At 61.5% G+C, this 18,520-nt stretch carries 19 protein-coding genes; 12 read left to right on the top strand and 7 right to left on the bottom strand.

Translation table 11 applies throughout. From position 1 onward, the window contains the following. Positions 1–22 precede the first annotated feature (22 nt). Both CWM58_RS05920 and pykF read right to left on the bottom strand, forming a co-directional pair. A complete protein-coding gene (locus CWM58_RS05920; protein ID WP_002908860.1) occupies positions 23–259 on the bottom strand; it encodes a major outer membrane lipoprotein in 237 nt (78 codons plus the stop codon). A gap of 312 nt (positions 260–571) precedes the next feature. Next, positions 572–1,984 carry a pyruvate kinase PykF gene (pykF, locus tag CWM58_RS05915; RefSeq protein ID WP_012541397.1) on the bottom strand — a complete coding sequence of 471 codons (1,413 nt, stop codon included), beginning with the start codon at positions 1,982–1,984 and terminating at the stop codon, positions 572–574. A 137-nt stretch (positions 1,985–2,121) separates the two neighbouring features. On the opposite strand from pykF, the gene CWM58_RS28400 reads away from it, so the two are divergent. Both CWM58_RS28400 and fumD read left to right on the top strand, forming a co-directional pair. Continuing rightward, complete coding sequence (locus CWM58_RS28400) at positions 2,122–2,253, top strand: hypothetical protein (protein WP_004217210.1); 132 nt, start codon at positions 2,122–2,124, stop codon at positions 2,251–2,253. Positions 2,254–2,489: 236 nt separating this feature from the next. Further along, positions 2,490–2,702, top strand: coding sequence for a fumarate hydratase FumD (gene fumD, locus CWM58_RS05910; RefSeq protein ID WP_061154252.1), 213 nt, complete (start codon positions 2,490–2,492; stop codon positions 2,700–2,702). Between the two features lie 17 nt (positions 2,703–2,719). On the opposite strand, the gene CWM58_RS05905 is transcribed toward fumD, so the two are convergent. Beyond that, complete coding sequence (locus CWM58_RS05905; RefSeq protein WP_008804472.1) at positions 2,720–3,358, bottom strand: TetR/AcrR family transcriptional regulator; 639 nt, start codon at positions 3,356–3,358, stop codon at positions 2,720–2,722. Between the two features lie 126 nt (positions 3,359–3,484). Between CWM58_RS05905 and CWM58_RS05900 the strand changes: the two genes are divergently transcribed. The 4 genes from CWM58_RS05900 (at position 3,485) to CWM58_RS05885 (ending at position 8,384) form a co-directional block, all read left to right on the top strand. Continuing rightward, the gene (locus CWM58_RS05900; protein WP_100680512.1) at positions 3,485–5,338 is read left to right on the top strand and encodes a bifunctional sugar phosphate isomerase/epimerase/4-hydroxyphenylpyruvate dioxygenase family protein; all 1,854 of its coding nucleotides are present in this window, start codon (positions 3,485–3,487) and stop codon (positions 5,336–5,338) included. A gap of 71 nt (positions 5,339–5,409) precedes the next feature. Next, a complete protein-coding gene (locus CWM58_RS05895; protein WP_061154254.1) occupies positions 5,410–6,732 on the top strand; it encodes an MFS transporter in 1,323 nt (440 codons plus the stop codon). Between the two features lie 15 nt (positions 6,733–6,747). Further along, positions 6,748–7,584 (top strand): shikimate dehydrogenase family protein, encoded by an 837-nt coding sequence (locus CWM58_RS05890; RefSeq protein ID WP_100680511.1) that lies wholly within the window; start codon positions 6,748–6,750, stop codon positions 7,582–7,584. Between the two features lie 56 nt (positions 7,585–7,640). Further along, on the top strand, positions 7,641–8,384 hold the full coding sequence (locus CWM58_RS05885) for a substrate-binding domain-containing protein (protein WP_023340342.1): 744 nt from the start codon (positions 7,641–7,643) through the stop codon (positions 8,382–8,384). Here the strand turns inward: CWM58_RS05885 and CWM58_RS05880 are convergent. The 4 genes from CWM58_RS05880 to CWM58_RS05865 form a co-directional block, all read right to left on the bottom strand. Then, positions 8,368–9,117 carry an ABC transporter ATP-binding protein gene (locus tag CWM58_RS05880; protein WP_100680510.1) on the bottom strand — a complete coding sequence of 250 codons (750 nt, stop codon included), beginning with the start codon at positions 9,115–9,117 and terminating at the stop codon, positions 8,368–8,370. The two genes, CWM58_RS05885 and CWM58_RS05880, sit on opposite strands and share 17 nt — an antisense overlap. Beyond that, a complete protein-coding gene (locus tag CWM58_RS05875; protein ID WP_100680509.1) occupies positions 9,114–10,121 on the bottom strand; it encodes a FecCD family ABC transporter permease in 1,008 nt (335 codons plus the stop codon). Before CWM58_RS05875 ends, CWM58_RS05880 begins: the two co-directional genes overlap by 4 nt. Then, a complete protein-coding gene (locus tag CWM58_RS05870; protein ID WP_100680508.1) occupies positions 10,111–11,169 on the bottom strand; it encodes an ABC transporter substrate-binding protein in 1,059 nt (352 codons plus the stop codon). Before CWM58_RS05870 ends, CWM58_RS05875 begins: the two co-directional genes overlap by 11 nt. 92 nt (positions 11,170–11,261) lie before the next feature. Beyond that, positions 11,262–12,074, bottom strand: coding sequence for a DNA-binding transcriptional regulator (locus CWM58_RS05865; protein WP_100680507.1), 813 nt, complete (start codon positions 12,072–12,074; stop codon positions 11,262–11,264). A gap of 177 nt (positions 12,075–12,251) precedes the next feature. On the opposite strand from CWM58_RS05865, the gene CWM58_RS05860 reads away from it, so the two are divergent. The 6 genes from CWM58_RS05860 to mhpE are packed head-to-tail and all read left to right on the top strand — an operon-like array spanning position 12,252 to position 18,519. Then, complete coding sequence (locus tag CWM58_RS05860) at positions 12,252–13,916, top strand: bifunctional 3-(3-hydroxy-phenyl)propionate/3-hydroxycinnamic acid hydroxylase (protein WP_100680506.1); 1,665 nt, start codon at positions 12,252–12,254, stop codon at positions 13,914–13,916. Between the two features lies 1 nt (position 13,917). Beyond that, positions 13,918–14,862, top strand: coding sequence for a 2,3-dihydroxyphenylpropionate/2,3-dihydroxicinnamic acid 1,2-dioxygenase (mhpB, locus tag CWM58_RS05855; protein ID WP_100680505.1), 945 nt, complete (start codon positions 13,918–13,920; stop codon positions 14,860–14,862). A gap of 17 nt (positions 14,863–14,879) precedes the next feature. Beyond that, entirely contained in the window at positions 14,880–15,746 is an 867-nt protein-coding gene (gene mhpC, locus CWM58_RS05850) for a 2-hydroxy-6-oxonona-2,4-dienedioate hydrolase (protein ID WP_100680504.1), read from the top strand. 10 nt (positions 15,747–15,756) lie between these two features. Next, entirely contained in the window at positions 15,757–16,563 is an 807-nt protein-coding gene (gene mhpD / locus CWM58_RS05845; RefSeq protein ID WP_100680503.1) for a 2-keto-4-pentenoate hydratase, read from the top strand. After that, positions 16,556–17,506: an acetaldehyde dehydrogenase gene (mhpF, locus tag CWM58_RS05840; protein WP_023297812.1), complete on the top strand. Its 951-nt coding sequence runs from the start codon at positions 16,556–16,558 to the stop codon at positions 17,504–17,506. Before mhpD ends, mhpF begins: the two co-directional genes overlap by 8 nt. Beyond that, positions 17,503–18,519, top strand: a complete 1,017-nt coding sequence (gene mhpE / locus CWM58_RS05835; RefSeq protein WP_100680502.1) for a 4-hydroxy-2-oxovalerate aldolase — start codon at positions 17,503–17,505, stop codon at positions 18,517–18,519. The genes mhpF and mhpE overlap by 4 nt, the downstream gene beginning before the upstream one ends. The last annotated feature ends 1 nt before the right edge of the window (position 18,520 follow it).

Genomic DNA, 18,520 nt, shown 5'->3' with positions numbered 1-18,520 from the left:
GCCATTTTTATTACCAGAACTCTTACTTACGGTAAGAGTGAGCCTGGTTGTCCAGACGCTGGTTAGCGCGAGCTGCGTCGTCTTTAGCAGCCTGAACGTCGGAACGCATTGCGTTCACGTCGTTGCTCAGCTGGTCAACTTTAGCGTTCAGAGTCTGAACGTCAGAAGACAGCTGATCGATTTTAGCATTGCTGGAGCAACCAGCCAGCAGAGTAGAACCCAGGATTACCGCGCCCAGTACCAGTTTAGTACGATTCATTATTAATACCCTCTAGATTGAGTTAATCTCCATGTAGCGTTACAAGTATTACACAAAGTTTTTTGGGATGAGAATATTTTTTTTACCTGAACGCACTTATTTTTGATCGTTCGCTCAAAGAAGCATCGAATTGGACAAAATCGCTGAAAAAGGCGAGTGAAAACAGCGCGCTTCCATCGGATTCATCTTAGATAATCTCTTATTAAATAGTAAATTCCGATTTGCATTTTTAATAGGAAGAGCTAATCAATGAATAAAAAAAAGCGCCCCGAGAGGCGCTTTATTAAAAAAAACCAATTAACCTGTAAATTATTACAGCACGTGTACGGAAGCCGTATTAGTGGTACCACTCGGCACTAATGCGCCGGAAACCATCACCACCACGTCGCCTTTGCGCGCGAGGCCGCTTTTCAGCGCCAGATCTTTGCCCAGATGATAGAAGTCATCGGTAGAGGCAATCTCTTCCACCAGCTGCGGCACAACGCCTTTGCTCAGCACCAGCTGGCGAGCGGTGGTTTCGTTGGTGGTCAGGGCCAGGATGGTGGCGTCCGGGAAGTATTTGCGTACAGCGCGCGCGGATTTACCGCCCTGGGTGGCGACAACGATCAGCGGCGCTTCCAGTTTCTCAGCAGTTTCTACCGCGCCGCGGCACACCGCTTCGGTGATGCGCAGTTTACGGTTGTCGTTGTTGAAGTCCAGACGGCTGGTCATTACGCGGTCAGTACGTTCGCAGATGGTGGCCATGATGGTGACGGCTTCCAGCGGGTATTTACCTTTCGCGGATTCGCCGGACAGCATCACTGCATCGGTACCGTCGAGGATGGCGTTGGCCACGTCGCCGGCTTCAGCGCGGGTCGGACGCGGGTTCTTGATCATGGAGTCCAGCATCTGAGTCGCGGTGATAACCACTTTGCGCGCGCGGATACATTTTTCGATGATCATTTTCTGGGCGAAGATAACTTCTTCAACCGGGATCTCAACGCCCATGTCGCCACGAGCAACCATGATGCCGTCAGAGGCTTCGAGGATTTCGTCGAAGTTGTTCAGGCCTTCCTGGTTTTCGATTTTGGAGATGATCTGGATGTTTTCGCCGCCGTGGGCTTTCAGGTGCTCGCGGATCTCGACGACGTCGGAACGTTTACGGATGAAGGAGGCCGCGACAAAGTCCACGCCCTGTTCGCAACCGAAGATCAGGTCCTGTTTGTCTTTCTCAGCCAGCGCCGGCAGGGCGATGGAGACGCCCGGCAGGTTTACGCCTTTGTTCTCGCCAAGGTCGCCGTTGTTCAGCACTTTACAGATAACTTTGTTGCCTTCGATAGCCGTCACTTCCATGCCGATCAGGCCATCGTCCACCAGAACGGTGTTGCCGACGGTGAGGTCAGACGTGAAGCCTTCGTAGGTCACTGCAACGATTTCGTTGTTGCCGACGACGGATTTATCGGTGGTGAAGGTGAAGGTCTGGCCTGCTTTCAGTGAGACGTCGTTGCCGCCTTCCAGCTTGATGGTACGAATTTCCGGGCCTTTGGTGTCCAGCAGAATAGCGGCTTTCTTACCGGTTTTGCTCATCACATTGCGCAGGTTCTGGATGCGCTGACCGTGTTCCGCATAGTCACCGTGGGAGAAGTTCAGACGCATCACGTTCATGCCGGCTTCCAGCATTTTGGTCAGCATCTCTTCAGATTCGGTTTTCGGACCGATGGTGCAAACAATTTTGGTCTTTTTCATGACAGTTTTAGTCTTTAAGTTGTGAAGGATATGGAATTCTCGCTCCGCGGGCGCACTGCCGGGGAGCCAAACCTGTATTACGAAAGTTGCTAAGCCACGCCCTAAGGATAGGTGACAACCCCGGAGCGTGCAGAAGAATGTGTGCTGGCGGTTCAGCCCATGAAATGTGGCAAGGTGTTATGCGTTTTATCATGCAGTCCAATGCGCTGAAACCATTCAAGAAAGAATCGAAGCGCATTATACGCTGCCGAAATCAAAAAGGAAAATAAAAACCTCGTTTCAAATTATGGACAAAACGCGTAACAAAACCGGCACGTTATGCATAAAAGTACGCAACACATTTTTTCATCACCAGGCAGGCAAAGGGGCAGCAGAACGCGCTTTTTCTCGCATTATGAGCCAGTAAAACGCGCCATTGACCCTTTCTGTCGGGGATGATTTGCGTTGCGGAAAAAATCTATCAATAATGAATTGATTGATAATAATAAAGTGTGAGCAAAACCGGATGGGAAATAAAGCGAAAGACGACGAGCTGTACCAGGAAATGTGCCGCGTGGTGGGTAAAGTGGTGCTGGAAATGCGTGACCTGGGTCAGGAGCCGAAACACATTGTCATTGCCGGCGTACTGCGCACCTCGCTGGCGAATCCCAAAATTCAGCGTTCGCCCCTCACCGAAGAGGCCATGGCGAAAGTCATTCACGCCCTTTCCGGGCATTAACGTCTTTCGCCGGCGGGTCAGGAAATCACGAAGCGGATCACCGCCCGGACGGCAATGTCACAGTGGTGGGCCACCATCGCTTCGTCGTCGATGGCGGGCAGCGGATCGTCAAGGTACAGGCTGCTGAAGGTGTAGAAATTCGACACCTGATAAAAGCTGAAGCTGCTGATTAACCGGTGCACATCGCGCGCTTCGAGTCCCGCCTGAAAGACGCCTTGCTGCTGGCCGCGCTGTAAAATGTCTTCCAGAATCGACAGGGCGGTACGATTCAGCGGTTTCAGTTCACCCGAGGTTTGTAACCACTTGCCGCGCTGCATATTCTCCATGCAAATCACCCGCATATAGTCCGCGTGGGTGGCGTGATAACGCACGCTCCAGCGCACCAGCCGCACCAGCGCCTCCACTGGCGGCACATTCTCCAGCCCCAGCTGCTGCTCGGTTTCGCGGATCCGCGCATACACATACTGCAGCACCTCCTGATAGAGCTGCTCTTTGCTTTTGAAGTAGTAAACCACCATGCGCTTGGTGGTCTGCGCCTCGGTGGCGATCTGCTCCATGCGGGCGCCTGACAGCCCGTGTTCAGCAAAGACAGCGATAGCGGCGCTGAAAATCCGCGCCTTCAGGGATTGTGCTTCATCATGAGCAACGACGGTCATGGCAACTCCTTTTTCTTGGGTGACAAAAAATACACATAATGATCACAATTTAGCAACCTAGTATGGCGCAAATGAACCAAATGATACATATTCAAGGCTCACGTCAGTTGTTGACCCGAGGACCTTATGCTGCGCTCTATCGCCACCGTTTCGATTTCCGGCACCCTGCCTGAGAAGCTGCACGCTATTGCGGCGGCGGGCTATCAGGGTGTGGAAATTTTCGAGAACGATCTGCTCTATTATACGGGGACGCCGGCGGAAATCCGCCAGCTTGCCGCCGATTTAGGGTTGAAAATCACGCTTTTTCAACCCTTTCGCGATTTTGAAGGCGCCAGCCGGGCGCAGTTTGCGGCGAATATGGCCCGCGCTCGGCGCAAGTTTACCCTGATGCACGAGCTGGGCTGCGACACGCTGCTGCTGTGCAGTAATGTGCAGCCGGACTGCTCGGCGGATAGCGAATTGCAGGTAGCGGACCTGCGGGCGCTGGCCACGCTGGCGGAAGAAGAGGGGATCACCATCGGCTATGAGGCGCTGGCCTGGGGAACCCATGTGAACCGCTGGCAGCAGGCCTGGGAGCGGGTGCGGCGGGTGGACAGCCCGGCGCTGGGCCTGGTGCTCGACAGCTTCCATATTCTGGCCCGCGGCGACACCCTGGATGCGCTGTCGTCAGTACCGGTGGAGAAAATCACCTTTGTTCAGCTCGCCGATGCGCCGTACATGAAAATGGATCTCCTGGAGTGGAGTCGCCACTTCCGCTGCTTCCCCGGGCAGGGCGAGCTGCCGCTGGAGGCGTTTGCCGAGCAGATCACCCGCTGCGGCTATCGCGGCCCCTGGTCGCTGGAGATCTTCAATGACGGTTTTCGCGCCTCGCCGAACGGCGCGACGGCCAAAGATGGTTATCGTTCGCTGCTGTGGCTGGAGGAGCAAACCCGCCGTCGGCTCCCGACGTGCGATGCCGATCTGTTTTCACCGCCGCCGCTGCCGGTCTATCACGGGCTGGAGTTTATCGAGTTTGCCGCCAGCGCCGCCGAGGCGCAGCGCCTGGGGCAGCATCTGCAGGCGCTGGGATTTCAGCACGAGGGAAGCCACCGCTCCAAACAGGTGACGCTGTGGCGCAACGGTGGGGCGCGGATCGTCATCAACCATCAGCCCCACAGCTGGGCCGATCATTTCTATCAACGCCACGGCGTTTCGCTCTGCGCCATGGCGCTGCGGGTCGATCGCAGTGCGCCGATTGTTGCCCGCGCCCGCGCGCTGGGGTATGCCACCTGGCAGGGCGATGCCGGGCCGAACGAAACGCCGATCCCGGCGATCTGCGCCCCGGACGGTAGCCTTATCTATCTCATCGACGCCGGGGAGGCGATCTATGAGCGCGATTTTCATCTGCGCGACGGGCTGACGGTGCGCGAGGATTATCTCGGTATCGACCATCTGGCGCTGGGGATGGAGGCCGACAGCCGCGACAACTGGGTGATGTTCTTCCGCACCGTGTTTGGTTTTACCCTTGAGCATGAGCAGACGCTGCCGGACCCGTATGGACTGGTGCGCAGTCTGGCGGTGCGCAGCCCGCAGGGCGAGATTCGTCTGGCGCTGAATATTTCGCAGAGCCGGGCGACGCAGATCGCCCGCTCGGTCGCCTGCTACCAAGGGGCGGGGCTGCAGCATGCGGCCTTTGCCTGCCGCGATCTGCCTGCCACCTGCGACCAGCTTGCCGAGGTTGCCCGCCATGCGCTGCCGATCCCGGCCAACTATTATGACGATCTGCTGGCGCGCTTCGGCGGCGAGCTGGACGTTGGGCAACTGCAGCGGCGGCAGCTCCTCTACGACCGCGATCCGCAGGACGGGGCCTTCCTGCATCTTTATACCCGCCCCTTTACCGCCGGGCGCTTTTTCTTTGAGTTAACCGAACGACGGGGCGGCTACGTGCTCTATGGCGCGGCGAATGCGGCCGTCCGTCTGGCGGCGATGCAGTATTGTTAGCCCGAATCAAATGGTTCATTATGCCTTAAACACAATAACAACATCCTCTGTACCCGAGACAGGAACTGACTATGAGCTCATATAGCCCTAACCCGACGGCTGCCGCCCAGCCTGCCGTCACCGTGCGCCGCTCCCGGCGGCGCATCGGCATCCTTGCGCTGTTGGCCGTTGGTACCATGATCAACTACCTCGATCGCACCGTGCTGGGGATCGCCGCCCCAAAGCTCACCGGTGAGCTGGGGATTGACCCGGCGATCATGGGTATCCTTTTTTCCGCCTTCGCCTGGACCTATGCCCTGGCGCAGATCCCCGGCGGGCTGTTTCTTGACCGCTTTGGCAACAAAGTGACCTATTTTCTGTCGCTGACCCTGTGGTCGCTGTTTACCCTGTTCCACGGCATGGCGGTGGGGCTGAAAACACTGTTGCTGTGTCGCTTCGGACTCGGCATTAGCGAAGCGCCGTGCTTTCCGGTCAACAGCCGGGTGGTCAGCGCCTGGTTCCCGCAGCATGAGCGAGCGAAAGCCACAGCGGTGTACACCGTAGGGGAATACCTCGGGCTGGCCTGCTTTGCGCCGCTGCTGTTCTGGATCATGGACGGCTTCGGCTGGCGGGTGCTATTCGTCAGCGTCGGCGCGGTCGGTATTCTGTTTGCCCTGGTGTGGTGGCGCTGCTACCGCGAACCGCATGAAGATCCGCGCCTCAGCCAGCAGGAGCGCGAGCATATCGAAAACGGCGGCGGCCTGAGCGCCCCGACGGACCAGCAGGTGGCGTTCAGCTGGCCGCTGGTCCGCCAGCTGCTGAGCAAACGGCAGATCATCGGCGCCAGTATCGGCCAGTTTGCCGGCAATACCGTGCTGGTATTCTTTCTCACCTGGTTCCCGACCTGGCTGGCCACCGAGCGGCATATGCCCTGGCTGAAGGTCGGCTTCTTCTCCATCCTGCCGTTTGTCGCCGCCGCCGGTGGGGTGATGTTTGGCGGCTGGATCTCCGACAAACTGCTCAAGGCCACCGGATCGGCCAACCTTGGTCGTAAGCTGCCGATCGTCGCCGGTCTGCTGATGGCCAGCTGCATTATCACCGCCAACTGGCTGCAGAGCGACGTGGCGGTAATCCTGGTGATGTCGTTTGCCTTTTTTGGTCAGGGAATGGTGGGGCTTGGCTGGACACTGATCTCCGATATTGCCCCGAAGGGGCTGGGCGGCCTGACCGGCGGCCTGTTTAACTTCTGCGCCAACCTCGCGGGGATCCTCACTCCGCTGGTGATCGGTTTTATCGTTGCCGGGTTCGGCAATTTCTTCTACGCGTTGATCTACATCGGCGGTGCCGCGCTGCTGGGCGTGGTGGCCTATCTGTTTATCCTCGGCGACGTCAAACGTATCGAGTTATCGCAGTAAGCAAAGGAGCAAGGCATGGTGATTAGTGGAAATACGCGGCTGATAGCGCACCTTGGCTATCCGACCGCCAGTTTTAAGGCGCCGATGATCTATAACCCGTGGTTCGTCGACCAGCAGGTGGACGTAAAGGTGGTGCCGATGGGGGTCAGGCCGGAGGACTACGCCGCGTTTATTCCGCCGCTGTTTACGATGACCAACATCATCGGCGCGCTGGTGACGATGCCGCATAAAATCGCCACCTGCGATCTGGTGCAGCGCCTGAGCCCGACGGCGGCTATCGCCGGCGCCTGCAACGCCATCCGTCGCGAGGCCGACGGCAGCCTGAGCGGGGATATGTTCGATGGCGACGGCTTTGTGCTGGGCCTGCGCCGTAAAGGGTTTAACCCGCAGGGGACGCGGGCGCTGGTGGTCGGCAGCGGCGGGGTGGGATCGGCTATCGCCGCCTCCCTCGCGGCGGCGGGAGTCAGCGCCCTGACCCTGTACGATACCCGGCCCGAGGTGGCGCACGCCCTCGCCGGACGGCTGCATCAGCACTATCCGCAGCTCGATATCACCCTGATGCAGCCCGATCCTGCCGGACACGAGCTGGTGGTCAACGCCACCCCGCTGGGGATGAAGGCCAGCGATCCGCTGCCGCTGGACGTTGACCGTCTGGCGCCAGGCACCTGGGTGGGGGAGGTCGTCATGACCCAGGAGTACACCCCGCTGCTGAGGGCCGCTCAGGCGCGACAGTGCCATATCCAGCGCGGGACTGACATGTTGTTTGAAATGATCCCCGCCTATCTGCGCTTTTTCGACCTGCCGGTAGCCACCCCCGAGCAGCTGCGTGCGCTGGCAGAAATTCGCTACTGACGCGACGGCAAACCGGTTAATATAGCGTTATATTATCCGGTTTATAGCGACTATCTATGATGTCCACTCCTCTCACGCTGCTGGCGGCGGGAAGCCTGAGAAGCGCTTTCCTGCCGCTGGTGGCGCATTTTCAGCAGCACACTGGCCTGGCGGTCGATGCGCAGTTTGGCCCTGCCGGCCTGCTGCGCGAGCGGATCGAGGCCGGGGCGCCGTGCGCGGTTTTTGCGTCCGCCAACGCGGCGCACCCGCAGGCGCTGCTGCAGGCCGGTCTGGCGCAGGAATGCCAGGGATTTGCCGGCAACCAGCTGATGCTGACCGCCCGGCGGTCGCCGGACAACGATGGCCTGGACTGGCTGGCGCTGCTCAGCACGCCCCGCCTGCGGCTGGCGACCTCCACGCCGGGATGCGATCCGTCGGGAGATTATACCTGGCAACTGTTTGCCCGAATTGAGGCGCACTATCCTGGGTTGGGCAACGCGATAGCCGGGCGGGCGCAGCCGCGGGTCGGCGGTAGAGACTCACTGAGCGTGCCGCCGGGCGAGATAGCCGGCGCGTGGCTTATTCGCCAGAATCTGGCGGATCTGTTTATCGGCTACGCGCACTATGGCCCCGCGCTGGCCGCCTGCGACGATCTGCGTACCCTGACCATCCCGGCGCCGTGGAATATTCGCTGCGATTACCAGCTGGCGCGCCTCAGGGCGGATCCCGCCGCGCTGGCCCTGTATCGCTTTATCCTCGGCGACGTTGGCCAGAGGTATCTCCGGCAGGCGGGTTTTATGCCGTTCAGCGACGCAGAGTAAACCCCGGCGCCAGCAGAGGGGACGCGGACGCTGGATGGTAGATCAGACGTACCGGCAGGCCGTACGCTTGCCGGAGGTGCGTTTCGCTCAGCACGTCGGCGGTCTCGCCTGCCAGCCACTGGCCCTCCGGCAGAAGCAGCAGCGTATGGCTGGCCACCTGCAGCGAATGGTTTGGATCATGGGTGGTGAACAGGACGGTGCGTGCCTGGCGGTGAGCGAGGTCGCCGATCAGCTGCAATACCACCTGCTGGTTACTGAGGTCCAGCGCCGAGCAGGGCTCATCCAGCAGGATATTCTGGCTGGCGCTGACCAGCGCGCGGGCAATCAGCACCAGCTGCTGCTGGCCGCCGGAGAGGGCGCCGAAGTCATCCCCGGCCAGGGCGGCAATCCCCAGCTGCGCCAGCGCGTTCTCAACCCGCCGGGCATCCTCCTCGCCCGGCTGGGCAAAGAGATCCACATGACGGGCGCGGCCCATCAGCACCACATCGCTCACGCGCCAGCGAAAAGCGGGACGAAACGACTGCGGGACCAGGGCGACGCCGCCCTCACACTGCACCTGGCCGCCCAGCGGCGGCAACACGCCGGTCAGGGTGTCCAGCAGGGTACTTTTTCCCCGGCCATTGGCGCCCAGCACCGCCCAGATCTCACCGGGCCGGCAGGCCAGCGTGAGCGGGGCGAAGAGCGGCTGACGGTGGCCGTAGCGTAGCGCTTCCAGCGATAATGAGCTGTTCATCGGGCGGTACTCCGGCGTCGGGATTGCACCAGCAACACGGTAAACAGCGGCGCCCCGAGCAGGGCAGTTATGATCCCGATCGGGATTTCCGCCTGGGTCAGCGTGCGCGCCAGATCGTCCACCACCAGCATCAGGGCGGCGCCAAGCCAGAAGGCGGTAGGCAGCAGGCGACGATGGTCAGCGCCCACCAGCAGGCGGGCGAGGTGCGGGACCACCAGACCCATCCAGGCGATGCTGCCGCTGACCGCCACCTGGGCTGCCACCAGCACCGCACAGCACACCAGCACGCCGCGACGCAGCGCGGCCACCGGTACGCCAAGACTGCGGGCATCGCGTTCCTCCAGGGCCAGCAGGTTGATTCGCCAGCGCAGCTTCCACAGCACTCCGGCGGCCACCGCCATGGGCAGGAACATAAGCAGTACCTTATGCCAGCTGGCGGTCGCGAAGCTGCCGAGCAGCCAGAAAACAATGTTCGGTAACGTCTCTTCGCTATCGGCGAGGTACTGCATCAGGCTGACCAGCGCGGCGAAGAAGCCGCTGAGAATGATCCCGGACAGAATCAGCCCCAGCGTGCTGTCCCGCCCCTGCAGGGCGGCGAGGGCGTAAATCAGCCCCAGCGCGATGAGGCCGAAGAAAAAGGTCGAGGCCATCATCAGCAGACTGCCGACGCCCAACAGGATCGCCAGCGTACCGCCGAAGGCGGAGCCGGCGGTCACCCCGATGATGTGTGGGTCCACCAGCGGGTTCTGGAACACGCCCTGCAAGGTGGCGCCGCACAGCCCCAGCGCGCCCCCGGCCAGCAGGGCCATGACCACGCGCGGCAGGCGAACCGACCAGACGATCTGCCCGATCACCCCTTCACCTGGCGGCAGATGGACCAGGGTGTGCCCAACGACGCGCAGGCTTAACGGGTACTGGCCGAAACAGAGCGAGGCGACCGCGATCGCCAGCGTCGCCAGCGCCAGGCTACCCTGCAACCGCCAGGGATGGAGGTTAGCGCGCATCTGGCGTCCACGCCACGCGGTAAAAACGCTGATAGTATTCCCTGGCTTTACGGTCCACATCGATGTTCTGATAGCGCGAAGGATAGAGTTTTTTCGCCATCCACAGCTCGCCCAGCGCCAGGGCCTCCGGCATCGGGTAACCCCAGGCTTTGGCGTACTCCGGCATCAGCCACACGCGGTGGTGTTTCACCGCATCGATCGCCTGCCACTGCGGATCGTTCTCTATCTGTTTGACCACCTGCGGATAACGGTCCTGGACGAAGATCACCTGCGGGTTCCACTCCAGCACCTGCTCCAGCGACACCTGACGGGCGCCTTTTACGCTGGCGGCCGCCACGTTCAGCGCCCCGGCGTGCGCCATCATCAGCCCGGTGTATTTACCGGCGCCGTAGGTATTCAGATCGGGGTTGGCCATATACACCCGCACCCGCTGGTTCGGTGGAATATCGGCCACCGGCGCATTGGCTTGTTTGCGCGCCTCGAAGGTGTAGTGAATCAGCGCCTCGGCCTCGGGCTGGCGTTCGACGACCTCGCCGATAAGGCGGATCCCCTCCACCAGCCCGGCGTTATAGGCCTGCTCTTCGTCTGCCATGGCGGGGTTCATTTTATTTTTTTCACCCGCGGCGTCCTGGCGCAGCGAGATGGCCACCACCGGGATCCCGGCCTGTTGGATCTGCGCGATCATCGCCGGCGGCGCATAGTTGGCGACAAAAACCACCTGCGGACGCAGCGCCAGCAGGCTTTCAATATTGACCTGGGTGAGATCGCCCGGCGTCGCCAGTTGCCCGATCTCGGGCATAAAGCGGGCGAACTGCGGCCCGAGCTGTTTTTTCCAGCTGCTTAAGACGCCGACGATATCCTCGGCGGCATGCAGTTGCACCAGCAGGTTGAGCGTCTGATGCTGCAGAACCACGACGCGGGTGACGTGGTCGGGGAGGGTGACCTGGCGACCCAGCTGGTCGGTGACGGTGCGGTTGGCAAAGGCCTGGCCGGTGAACAGGCTGGCGCTGAGCAGCGTCAGGCCCAGCAGTAAGGGGTGTTTTGACATGGTGTGGCCCGAATGACGTGAAAAATTCGTTATGCATTAAATTATATAACGACGCCGGGCGCAATGGGTGATCGCATTTACCCTCATCACGATCAAGGCATTTCGTACCACACTTCTTCCTCTTCCATGCGGGCCTCTATCTGGCTCGCCACCCTCTGCAGGGCGGAAAGATGCTTCTGCGCCGCCTGCCCAATGGTCATCGCGCTGGCGATATAGACCAGGTTCAGGCAGCCGATAACCCGCTGCTGGCTGCAGACCGGCACGGCGATGGAGGCGATTTTCTCCTCCTGCTGCCAGCCGCGGAAGTTTTCACCGTAGCCGTTCTGGCGGGTGCGGGCGAGGATCGCCGCCAGCCGTTCCGGTTCGCGGGCCAGCTGATACTCAGCCTCCGGACGGGCGGCCAGCATGCTGACGATGGCGTCGCGCTCCGCGTCGGGGGCAAAGGCCAGCCACGTCAGCCCGGAGGCGGTGAGCAGCAGCGGCAGCCGCCGTCCGACCATCGCGCGGTGAAACGACAACCGGCTGAAGCGGTGGGTGGTCTCGCGCACCACCATGGCGTCGACGTCGAGGGTGGTGATGTCTGTCGGCCATTGCACCTCGCGTAGTAGCTCGCCGAGCAGCGGTGTGGCAAGGGCAGAAATCCAATGTTCGTCACGAAATCCATCGCTCAGCTGGCGGACGTTAATGGTCAACCGGAAGCTGTCATCGGAGCGGCTGCGGCGGACAAAACCCTCCTCCTGCAGCGTCTCCAGCAGCCGGCGCACGGTGGTGCGATGCAGGCCGCTAAACTCCGCCAGCAGGCCCGGCGTCGCGCCGCCGTCGAATTTATTTAACAATTTTAATAACAATAAACCCCGGCTTAACCCGCGCACCGTTTTGTACTCAGTGGACCCATCGTCACGCATAAATCCTTCCTTAAAATGCTTTATAAACAGCGTTGTGCACCTGGTGCACATTCGGCGATATTTTGATTGTAGCCGAAAACCCCCGCCCTATACTCAGCCCATTATAAAAATACGTTTACACATGATTAACAAATTGCCTGTCAGCCGGGCAGTTTCCGAGTCGTGAGGTCGCTGAGAATGACAACATCTACACCCGATATTCAACCCGCCGTGCAGCATACCGCTCAGGTCGCCATCGCCGGCGCCGGTCCGGTTGGCCTGATGATGGCCAACTACCTTGGCCAGATGGGCATCAGCGTGCTGCTGGTGGAAAAGCTCGACACACTGATCGATTACCCGCGGGCCATCGGCATTGACGATGAATCCCTGCGGGCGATGCAGGCGGTGGGACTGGTGAATGACGTGCTGCCGCACACCACGCCGTGGCACGCCATGCGCTTTCTGACCCCGAAGGGGCGCTGCTTTGCCGATATCCAGCCGATGACCGATGAGTTTGGCTGGTCGCGGCGCAACGCCTTCATTCAGCCGCAGGTCGATGCGGTGATGTATCACGGTCTGCAGCGTTTCCCGCAGGTCCGCTGCCTCTTCTCCCGCGAAGTGGAAGCCTTTAGCCAGAACGGTGACGGTGTCACGTTAAATATCAAAGGGCCCGATGGCGAGCGGGAGACGGTGCGCGCTGACTGGCTGGTGGCCTGCGACGGCGGCGCCAGCTTTATTCGCCGCACGCTGAACGTGCCTTTCGAAGGCAAGACCGCGCCGAATCAGTGGATCGTCATCGATATCGCCAACGACCCGCTGGCCACCCCGCACGTTTACCTGTGCTGCGACCCGGTGCGACCCTACGTTTCCGCCGCGCTGCCCCATGGCGTGCGCCGCTTTGAATTTATGGTGATGCCCGGAGAAACCGAAGCCCAGCTCAGCGAGCCGCACAATATGCGTCGTCTGCTGAGCAAAGTACTGCCGGACCCGGATCGCGTCGAGCTGATCCGCCAGCGGGTGTATACCCATAACGCCCGCCTTGCCGAACGCTTTCGCATTGACCGGGTGCTGCTGGCCGGCGATGCGGCGCACATCATGCCGGTCTGGCAGGGCCAGGGGTACAACAGCGGCATGCGCGACGCCTTCAACCTGGCGTGGAAGCTGGCGCTGGTGGTCAACGGTAAAGCGGGAGAGGCGCTGCTCGACAGCTACCAGCAGGAGCGCCGCGACCACGCGAAAGCGATGATTGATCTGTCGGTCACCGCCGGCCACGTGCTGGCGCCGCCGAAGCGCTGGCAGGGGGCCGTGCGCGACGGTCTCTCCTGGCTGCTGAACTACCTGCCGCCGGTGAAGCGCTACTTCCTCGAAATGCGCTTTAAGCCGATGCCGCAGTACCGCGAGGGGGCGCTGCTGACCGACGGCGCCAGCAAAACCTCGCCGGTGGGCAAAATGTTTATTCAACCGCAGGTGACGCTGGAGAGCGGCGAGAGCGTGCTGCTCGACGACGTCATCGGCGCGAATTTCGCCATTATCGGCTGGGGCTGCAACCCGCAGTGGGGGCTCGACGCCGGGCAGATCGCCCGCTGGCGCGCGGCCGGGGTGCGCTTTATCCAGGTGGTGCCGGAGGTGCAGATCCATCGCGAGCAGGATAACGCCCCCGGTACGTTGCGGGTGGGCGATACGCAAAATCGCCTGAAGAGCTGGTTTGCTCAGCATAACACCGCCATTGCCGTGGTCAGACCGGACCGCTTTGTCGCCGCTCTCGCCATCCCGCAGACCCTCGGCGCGCAGCTGACCGCGCTGGCGGAAAAAATCACTCTCGCGGTCGGAGACACCGCCCACGCTGAAGAGAAGGTGGCCTGATATGCATGCCTATTTGCACTGTCTCTCCCACACTCCGCTGGTGGGATTCGTCGACCCGGAGCAGGCGGTCCTTGATGAAGTGAACGGGGTGATTGCTGACGCCCGGCGGCGGATCGCCGCCTTCGATCCCGAGCTGGTGGTGCTCTTCGCCCCCGATCACTACAACGGTTTTTTCTATGACGTGATGCCGCCGTTCTGCCTCGGCGTCGGCGCCACCGCCATCGGCGACTTCGCCAGCGCCGCCGGCGACCTGCCGGTGCCGACCGAGCTGGCGGAAGCCTGCGCCCACGCCGTGATCAACAGCGGTATCGATCTGGCGGTGTCGTACAACATGCAGGTGGACCATGGCTTCGCCCAGCCGCTGGAATTTCTGCTGGGCGGCCTGGATCGCCTGCCGGTGCTGCCGGTGTTTATTAACGGCGTCGCCACGCCGCTGCCGGGTTTTCAACGTACCCGGCTGCTGGGCGAGGCGATGGGCCGCTTCCTCAACACCCTCAATAAGCGGGTGCTGATCCTCGGCTCGGGCGGACTCTCGCACCAGCCGCCGGTGCCGGAGCTGGCGAAAGCCGACGCCCATCTCCGCGATCGCCTGCTCGGCGGCGGCAAACAGCTGCCGCCGGACGAACGCGAACTGCGCCAGCAGCGGGTGATCAACGCCGCCAGGCGGTTTACTGAAGACCCGCACTCGCTCCATCCCCTCAACCCGGTCTGGGACAACCGCTTTATGAGTCTGCTGGAGCAGGGGCGGCTGGCGGAACTGGATGCGATCGGCAACGACGAGCTGTCGGCGATGGCCGGCAAATCGACGCACGAAATTAAGACCTGGGTGGCCGCCTTTGCCGCGCTATCCGCTTTTGGCCGCTGGCGCAGTGAAGGCCGCTATTACCGACCGATCCCCGAGTGGATCGCCGGGTTCGGCTCGCTGAGCGCCACCACCGAGATTTGATTAACCGGGAGACTAACATGAGCTATCAACCGCAAACCGAAGCCGCCACCAGCCGATTCCTCAATGTCGACGAGGGGGACCGCGCGCTGCGCATCCATATCAATGACTGCGGCGACGGGAAAGAGACTGTGGTCATGCTGCACGGATCCGGGCCGGGAGCCACCGGCTGGGCCAACTTCAGCCGCAATATTGACCCGCTGGTCGAGGCGGGCTATCGCGTGCTGCTCCTCGACTGTCCGGGGTGGGGAAAGAGCGATTCGATCGTTAACAGCGGCTCGCGTTCGGATCTCAACGCCCGCATTCTGAAAAGCGTGGTCGATCAGCTGGGGATCGATAAAGTCCATCTGCTGGGCAACTCGATGGGCGGCCATAGCGCGGTGGCCTTCACTCTGAGCTGGCCGGAGCGGGTGGCTAAGCTGGTGCTGATGGGCGGGGGGACCGGCGGCATGAGCCTGTTCACGCCGATGCCGACGGAGGGCATCAAGCTGCTGAACGCCCTGTACCGCGAGCCGACCATAGAAAACCTGAAGAAGATGATGAGCATCTTCGTCTTCGACACCCGCGACCTCACCGAGGCGCTGTTCGAGGCGCGTCTCAACAATATGCTGTCGCGCCGCGATCATCTGGACAACTTCGTCAAAAGCCTCGAAGCCAACCCGAAGCAGTTTCCTGACTTTGGCCCGCGGCTGGGCGAAATCAGCGCGCCAACCCTGATCGTCTGGGGACGCAACGACCGCTTCGTGCCGATGGACGCCGGGCTGCGCCTGCTCGCCGGGATCGCCGGTTCGGAACTGCATATTTACCGCGACTGCGGCCACTGGGCGCAGTGGGAACATGCCGACAGTTTTAATCAGCTGGTGCTCAATTTCCTCGCACGGGCTTAAGGAGTTAATGATGACTTTTTCTCTTGACGCGCTGGCCCGGCAGTTGCGCGATGCCGAACAGACCGGCCAGGCGATCGCCCCGCTGCGCGATATCCTCGGCGTCGACAACGCCGACGCTGCCTACGCCATCCAGCGTCTGAACGTTCAGCATCACGTGGCCCATGGCCGGCGGGTGGTGGGCCGCAAGGTGGGCCTGACCCATCCCAAAGTGCAGCAGCAGCTGGGCGTCAATCAGCCGGACTTCGGCACTCTGTTTGCCGACATGTGCTACGGCGACAACGCCGAGGTGCCGTTTGGTCGCGTGCTGCAGCCCAAAGTGGAGGCCGAGATCGCCCTGGTGCTGAAGCAGGATCTGCCGCATGCCGATACCACTTTTGATGAACTGTATAACGCCATCGAATGGGTGCTGCCAGCGCTGGAGGTGGTGGGCAGCCGCATTCGCGACTGGTCAATCGGCTTTGTCGACACCGTCGCCGATAACGCCTCCTGCGGCCTGTACGTCATTGGCGGCCCGGCGCAGCGCCCGGCGGGACTGGATCTGAAGCAGTGCGCCATGCACATGACCCGCAACCAGGAGCTGGTCTCCAGCGGTCGCGGCAGCGAGTGCCTGGGACATCCGCTGAACGCCGCAGTCTGGCTGGCGCGCAAGCTGGCCAGCCTTGGCGAACCGCTGCGGGCGGGAGATATCGTGCTGACCGGGGCGTTAGGCCCGATGGTGGCGATTAACGAAGGGGACAGCTTTGTCGCCCATATCGAAGGTATTGGCTCAGTCGCGGCACGTTTCGTCGCCGCCGGAGAAGGACATCATGATGCGTAAACGTAAAGTCGCCATTATCGGCTCCGGGAATATCGGCACCGATTTAATGATTAAAATCCTGCGCCACGGCCAACATCTGGAGATGGCGGTGATGGTCGGCATCGACCCGCAGTCGGATGGCCTGGCCCGCGCCCGGCGCATGGGCGTCGCGACCACCCATGAAGGGGTGGGCGGCCTGATGCAGATGGCGGAATTTGCCGACATCGATTTTGTTTTTGACGCCACCAGCGCTGGGGCGCACATCAAAAACGATGCCGCGCTGCGCGAAGCGAAGCCGGGGATCCGCGTCATCGACCTGACGCCGGCGGCGATTGGCCCGTACTGCGTACCGGTGGTCAACCTCGCGGCCAATCTCCATCAGGGCAACGTCAATATGGTGACCTGCGGCGGGCAGGCGACCATCCCGATGGTCGCCGCGGTCTCGCGAGTGGCGAAGGTGCATTACGCGGAGATTGTGGCCTCGATCGCCAGCCAATCCGCCGGGCCGGGCACGCGGGCCAATATTGACGAATTCACCGAAACCACCTCGCAGGCGATTGAAAAAGTCGGCGGCGCGGGCAAGGGCAAAGCGATTATCGTGCTGAACCCGGCGGAGCCGCCGCTGATGATGCGCGATACCGTCTACGTCCTGAGCGAGCTGGCGTCGCAGGAGGCCATTGCCGCCTCGATCGCCGAAATGGCGGCGGCAGTGCAGGCTTACGTCCCAGGCTACCGGCTGAAGCAGCAGGTGCAGTTTGAGGTTATCCCCGAGGATAAGCCGGTAAACCTGCCCGGCGTCGGCTGTTTTTCCGGCCTGAAAACCGCGGTTTACCTCGAAGTGGAAGGGGCGGCGCACTATCTGCCAGCGTACGCGGGCAACCTCGATATTATGACCTCGGCGGCGCTGGCGACGGCGGAGCAAATGGCCGGGGCAATGCACAGTGCGGCGGGAGCGACAGCATGAACGGTAAAAAACTTTATATCTCGGACGTGACGCTGCGCGATGGCATGCACGCCATTCGTCACCAGTATTCCCTGGCGCAGGTGCAGCAGATCGCCGGCGCGCTGGATAAGGCTGGGGTCGACTCCATCGAAGTGGCCCATGGCGATGGCCTGCAGGGATCCAGCTTCAACTACGGCTTTGGCGCTCACAGCGACATCGCGTGGATTGAAGCGGCGGCGGAGGTGGTCAGCCAGGCGAAAATCGCCACCTTACTGCTGCCGGGCATCGGCACGCTGCACGATCTGAAAGCGGCGTATCAGGCCGGAGCGCGGGTGGTGCGGGTCGCCACCCACTGCAGCGAAGCGGACGTCGCGGCGCAACATATTGCCTTTGCCCGCGAGCTGGGAATGGACACCGTCGGTTTTCTGATGATGAGCCATATGATCTCCCCGCAGGCACTGGCGCAGCAGGCGCTGAAGATGGAATCTTATGGCGCGACCTGTATCTATGTGGTGGATTCCGGCGGGGCGATGAACATGAACGACATTCGCGACCGTTTCCGTGCCCTGAAGGCGGTGCTGAAGCCGGAGACCGCCACCGGGATGCATGCCCACCATAACCTGAGCCTCGGGGTGGCGAACTCTATCGCCGCGGTGGAAGAGGGGTGCGATCGCATTGACGCCAGCCTGGCCGGGATGGGCGCGGGGGCGGGCAATGCGCCGCTGGAGGTGTTTATTGCCGCCGCCGACAAGCTCGGCTGGCAGCATGGCACCGATCTCTACGCCCTGATGAACGCGGCCGATGATCTGGTGCGGCCGCTGCAGGACCGGCCGGTGCGTGTCGACCGCGAAACGCTGGCGCTGGGCTACGCCGGGGTCTACTCCAGCTTCCTGCGCCACAGCGAAGCGGCGGCCGAGCGCTATGGCCTCAGCGCGGTGGATATTCTCGTCGAGCTGGGTAAGCGGCGGATGGTTGGCGGTCAGGAGGATATGATCGTCGACGTCGCGCTGGATCTGCTTAACCGCAATAAATAAC

The organism is Klebsiella sp. H-Nf2, from assembly GCF_002806645.1.
GTDB classification, from domain to species: domain Bacteria; phylum Pseudomonadota; class Gammaproteobacteria; order Enterobacterales; family Enterobacteriaceae; genus Klebsiella; species Klebsiella variicola.
The sequence above is the reverse complement of the archived record's forward strand: the minus strand, read 5'-3'. Positions and strand labels throughout refer to the sequence as shown.

What these genes read in the sequence shown, in the direction of transcription:
- CWM58_RS05920 (WP_002908860.1), bottom strand. Translation starts at nt 259, where the DNA reads ATGAATCGTACTAAACTGGTACTGGGCGCGGTAATCCTGGGTTCTACT.
- pykF (WP_012541397.1), bottom strand. Translation starts at nt 1,984, where the DNA reads ATGAAAAAGACCAAAATTGTTTGCACCATCGGTCCGAAAACCGAATCT.
- CWM58_RS28400 (WP_004217210.1), top strand. Translation starts at nt 2,122, where the DNA reads ATGTGTGCTGGCGGTTCAGCCCATGAAATGTGGCAAGGTGTTATGCGT.
- fumD (WP_061154252.1), top strand. Translation starts at nt 2,490, where the DNA reads ATGGGAAATAAAGCGAAAGACGACGAGCTGTACCAGGAAATGTGCCGC.
- CWM58_RS05905 (WP_008804472.1), bottom strand. Translation starts at nt 3,358, where the DNA reads ATGACCGTCGTTGCTCATGATGAAGCACAATCCCTGAAGGCGCGGATT.
- CWM58_RS05900 (WP_100680512.1), top strand. Translation starts at nt 3,485, where the DNA reads ATGCTGCGCTCTATCGCCACCGTTTCGATTTCCGGCACCCTGCCTGAG.
- CWM58_RS05895 (WP_061154254.1), top strand. Translation starts at nt 5,410, where the DNA reads ATGAGCTCATATAGCCCTAACCCGACGGCTGCCGCCCAGCCTGCCGTC.
- CWM58_RS05890 (WP_100680511.1), top strand. Translation starts at nt 6,748, where the DNA reads ATGGTGATTAGTGGAAATACGCGGCTGATAGCGCACCTTGGCTATCCG.
- CWM58_RS05885 (WP_023340342.1), top strand. Translation starts at nt 7,641, where the DNA reads ATGATGTCCACTCCTCTCACGCTGCTGGCGGCGGGAAGCCTGAGAAGC.
- CWM58_RS05880 (WP_100680510.1), bottom strand. Translation starts at nt 9,117, where the DNA reads ATGAACAGCTCATTATCGCTGGAAGCGCTACGCTACGGCCACCGTCAG.
- CWM58_RS05875 (WP_100680509.1), bottom strand. Translation starts at nt 10,121, where the DNA reads ATGCGCGCTAACCTCCATCCCTGGCGGTTGCAGGGTAGCCTGGCGCTG.
- CWM58_RS05870 (WP_100680508.1), bottom strand. Translation starts at nt 11,169, where the DNA reads ATGTCAAAACACCCCTTACTGCTGGGCCTGACGCTGCTCAGCGCCAGC.
- CWM58_RS05865 (WP_100680507.1), bottom strand. Translation starts at nt 12,074, where the DNA reads ATGCGTGACGATGGGTCCACTGAGTACAAAACGGTGCGCGGGTTAAGC.
- CWM58_RS05860 (WP_100680506.1), top strand. Translation starts at nt 12,252, where the DNA reads ATGACAACATCTACACCCGATATTCAACCCGCCGTGCAGCATACCGCT.
- mhpB (WP_100680505.1), top strand. Translation starts at nt 13,918, where the DNA reads ATGCATGCCTATTTGCACTGTCTCTCCCACACTCCGCTGGTGGGATTC.
- mhpC (WP_100680504.1), top strand. Translation starts at nt 14,880, where the DNA reads ATGAGCTATCAACCGCAAACCGAAGCCGCCACCAGCCGATTCCTCAAT.
- mhpD (WP_100680503.1), top strand. Translation starts at nt 15,757, where the DNA reads ATGACTTTTTCTCTTGACGCGCTGGCCCGGCAGTTGCGCGATGCCGAA.
- mhpF (WP_023297812.1), top strand. Translation starts at nt 16,556, where the DNA reads ATGCGTAAACGTAAAGTCGCCATTATCGGCTCCGGGAATATCGGCACC.
- mhpE (WP_100680502.1), top strand. Translation starts at nt 17,503, where the DNA reads ATGAACGGTAAAAAACTTTATATCTCGGACGTGACGCTGCGCGATGGC.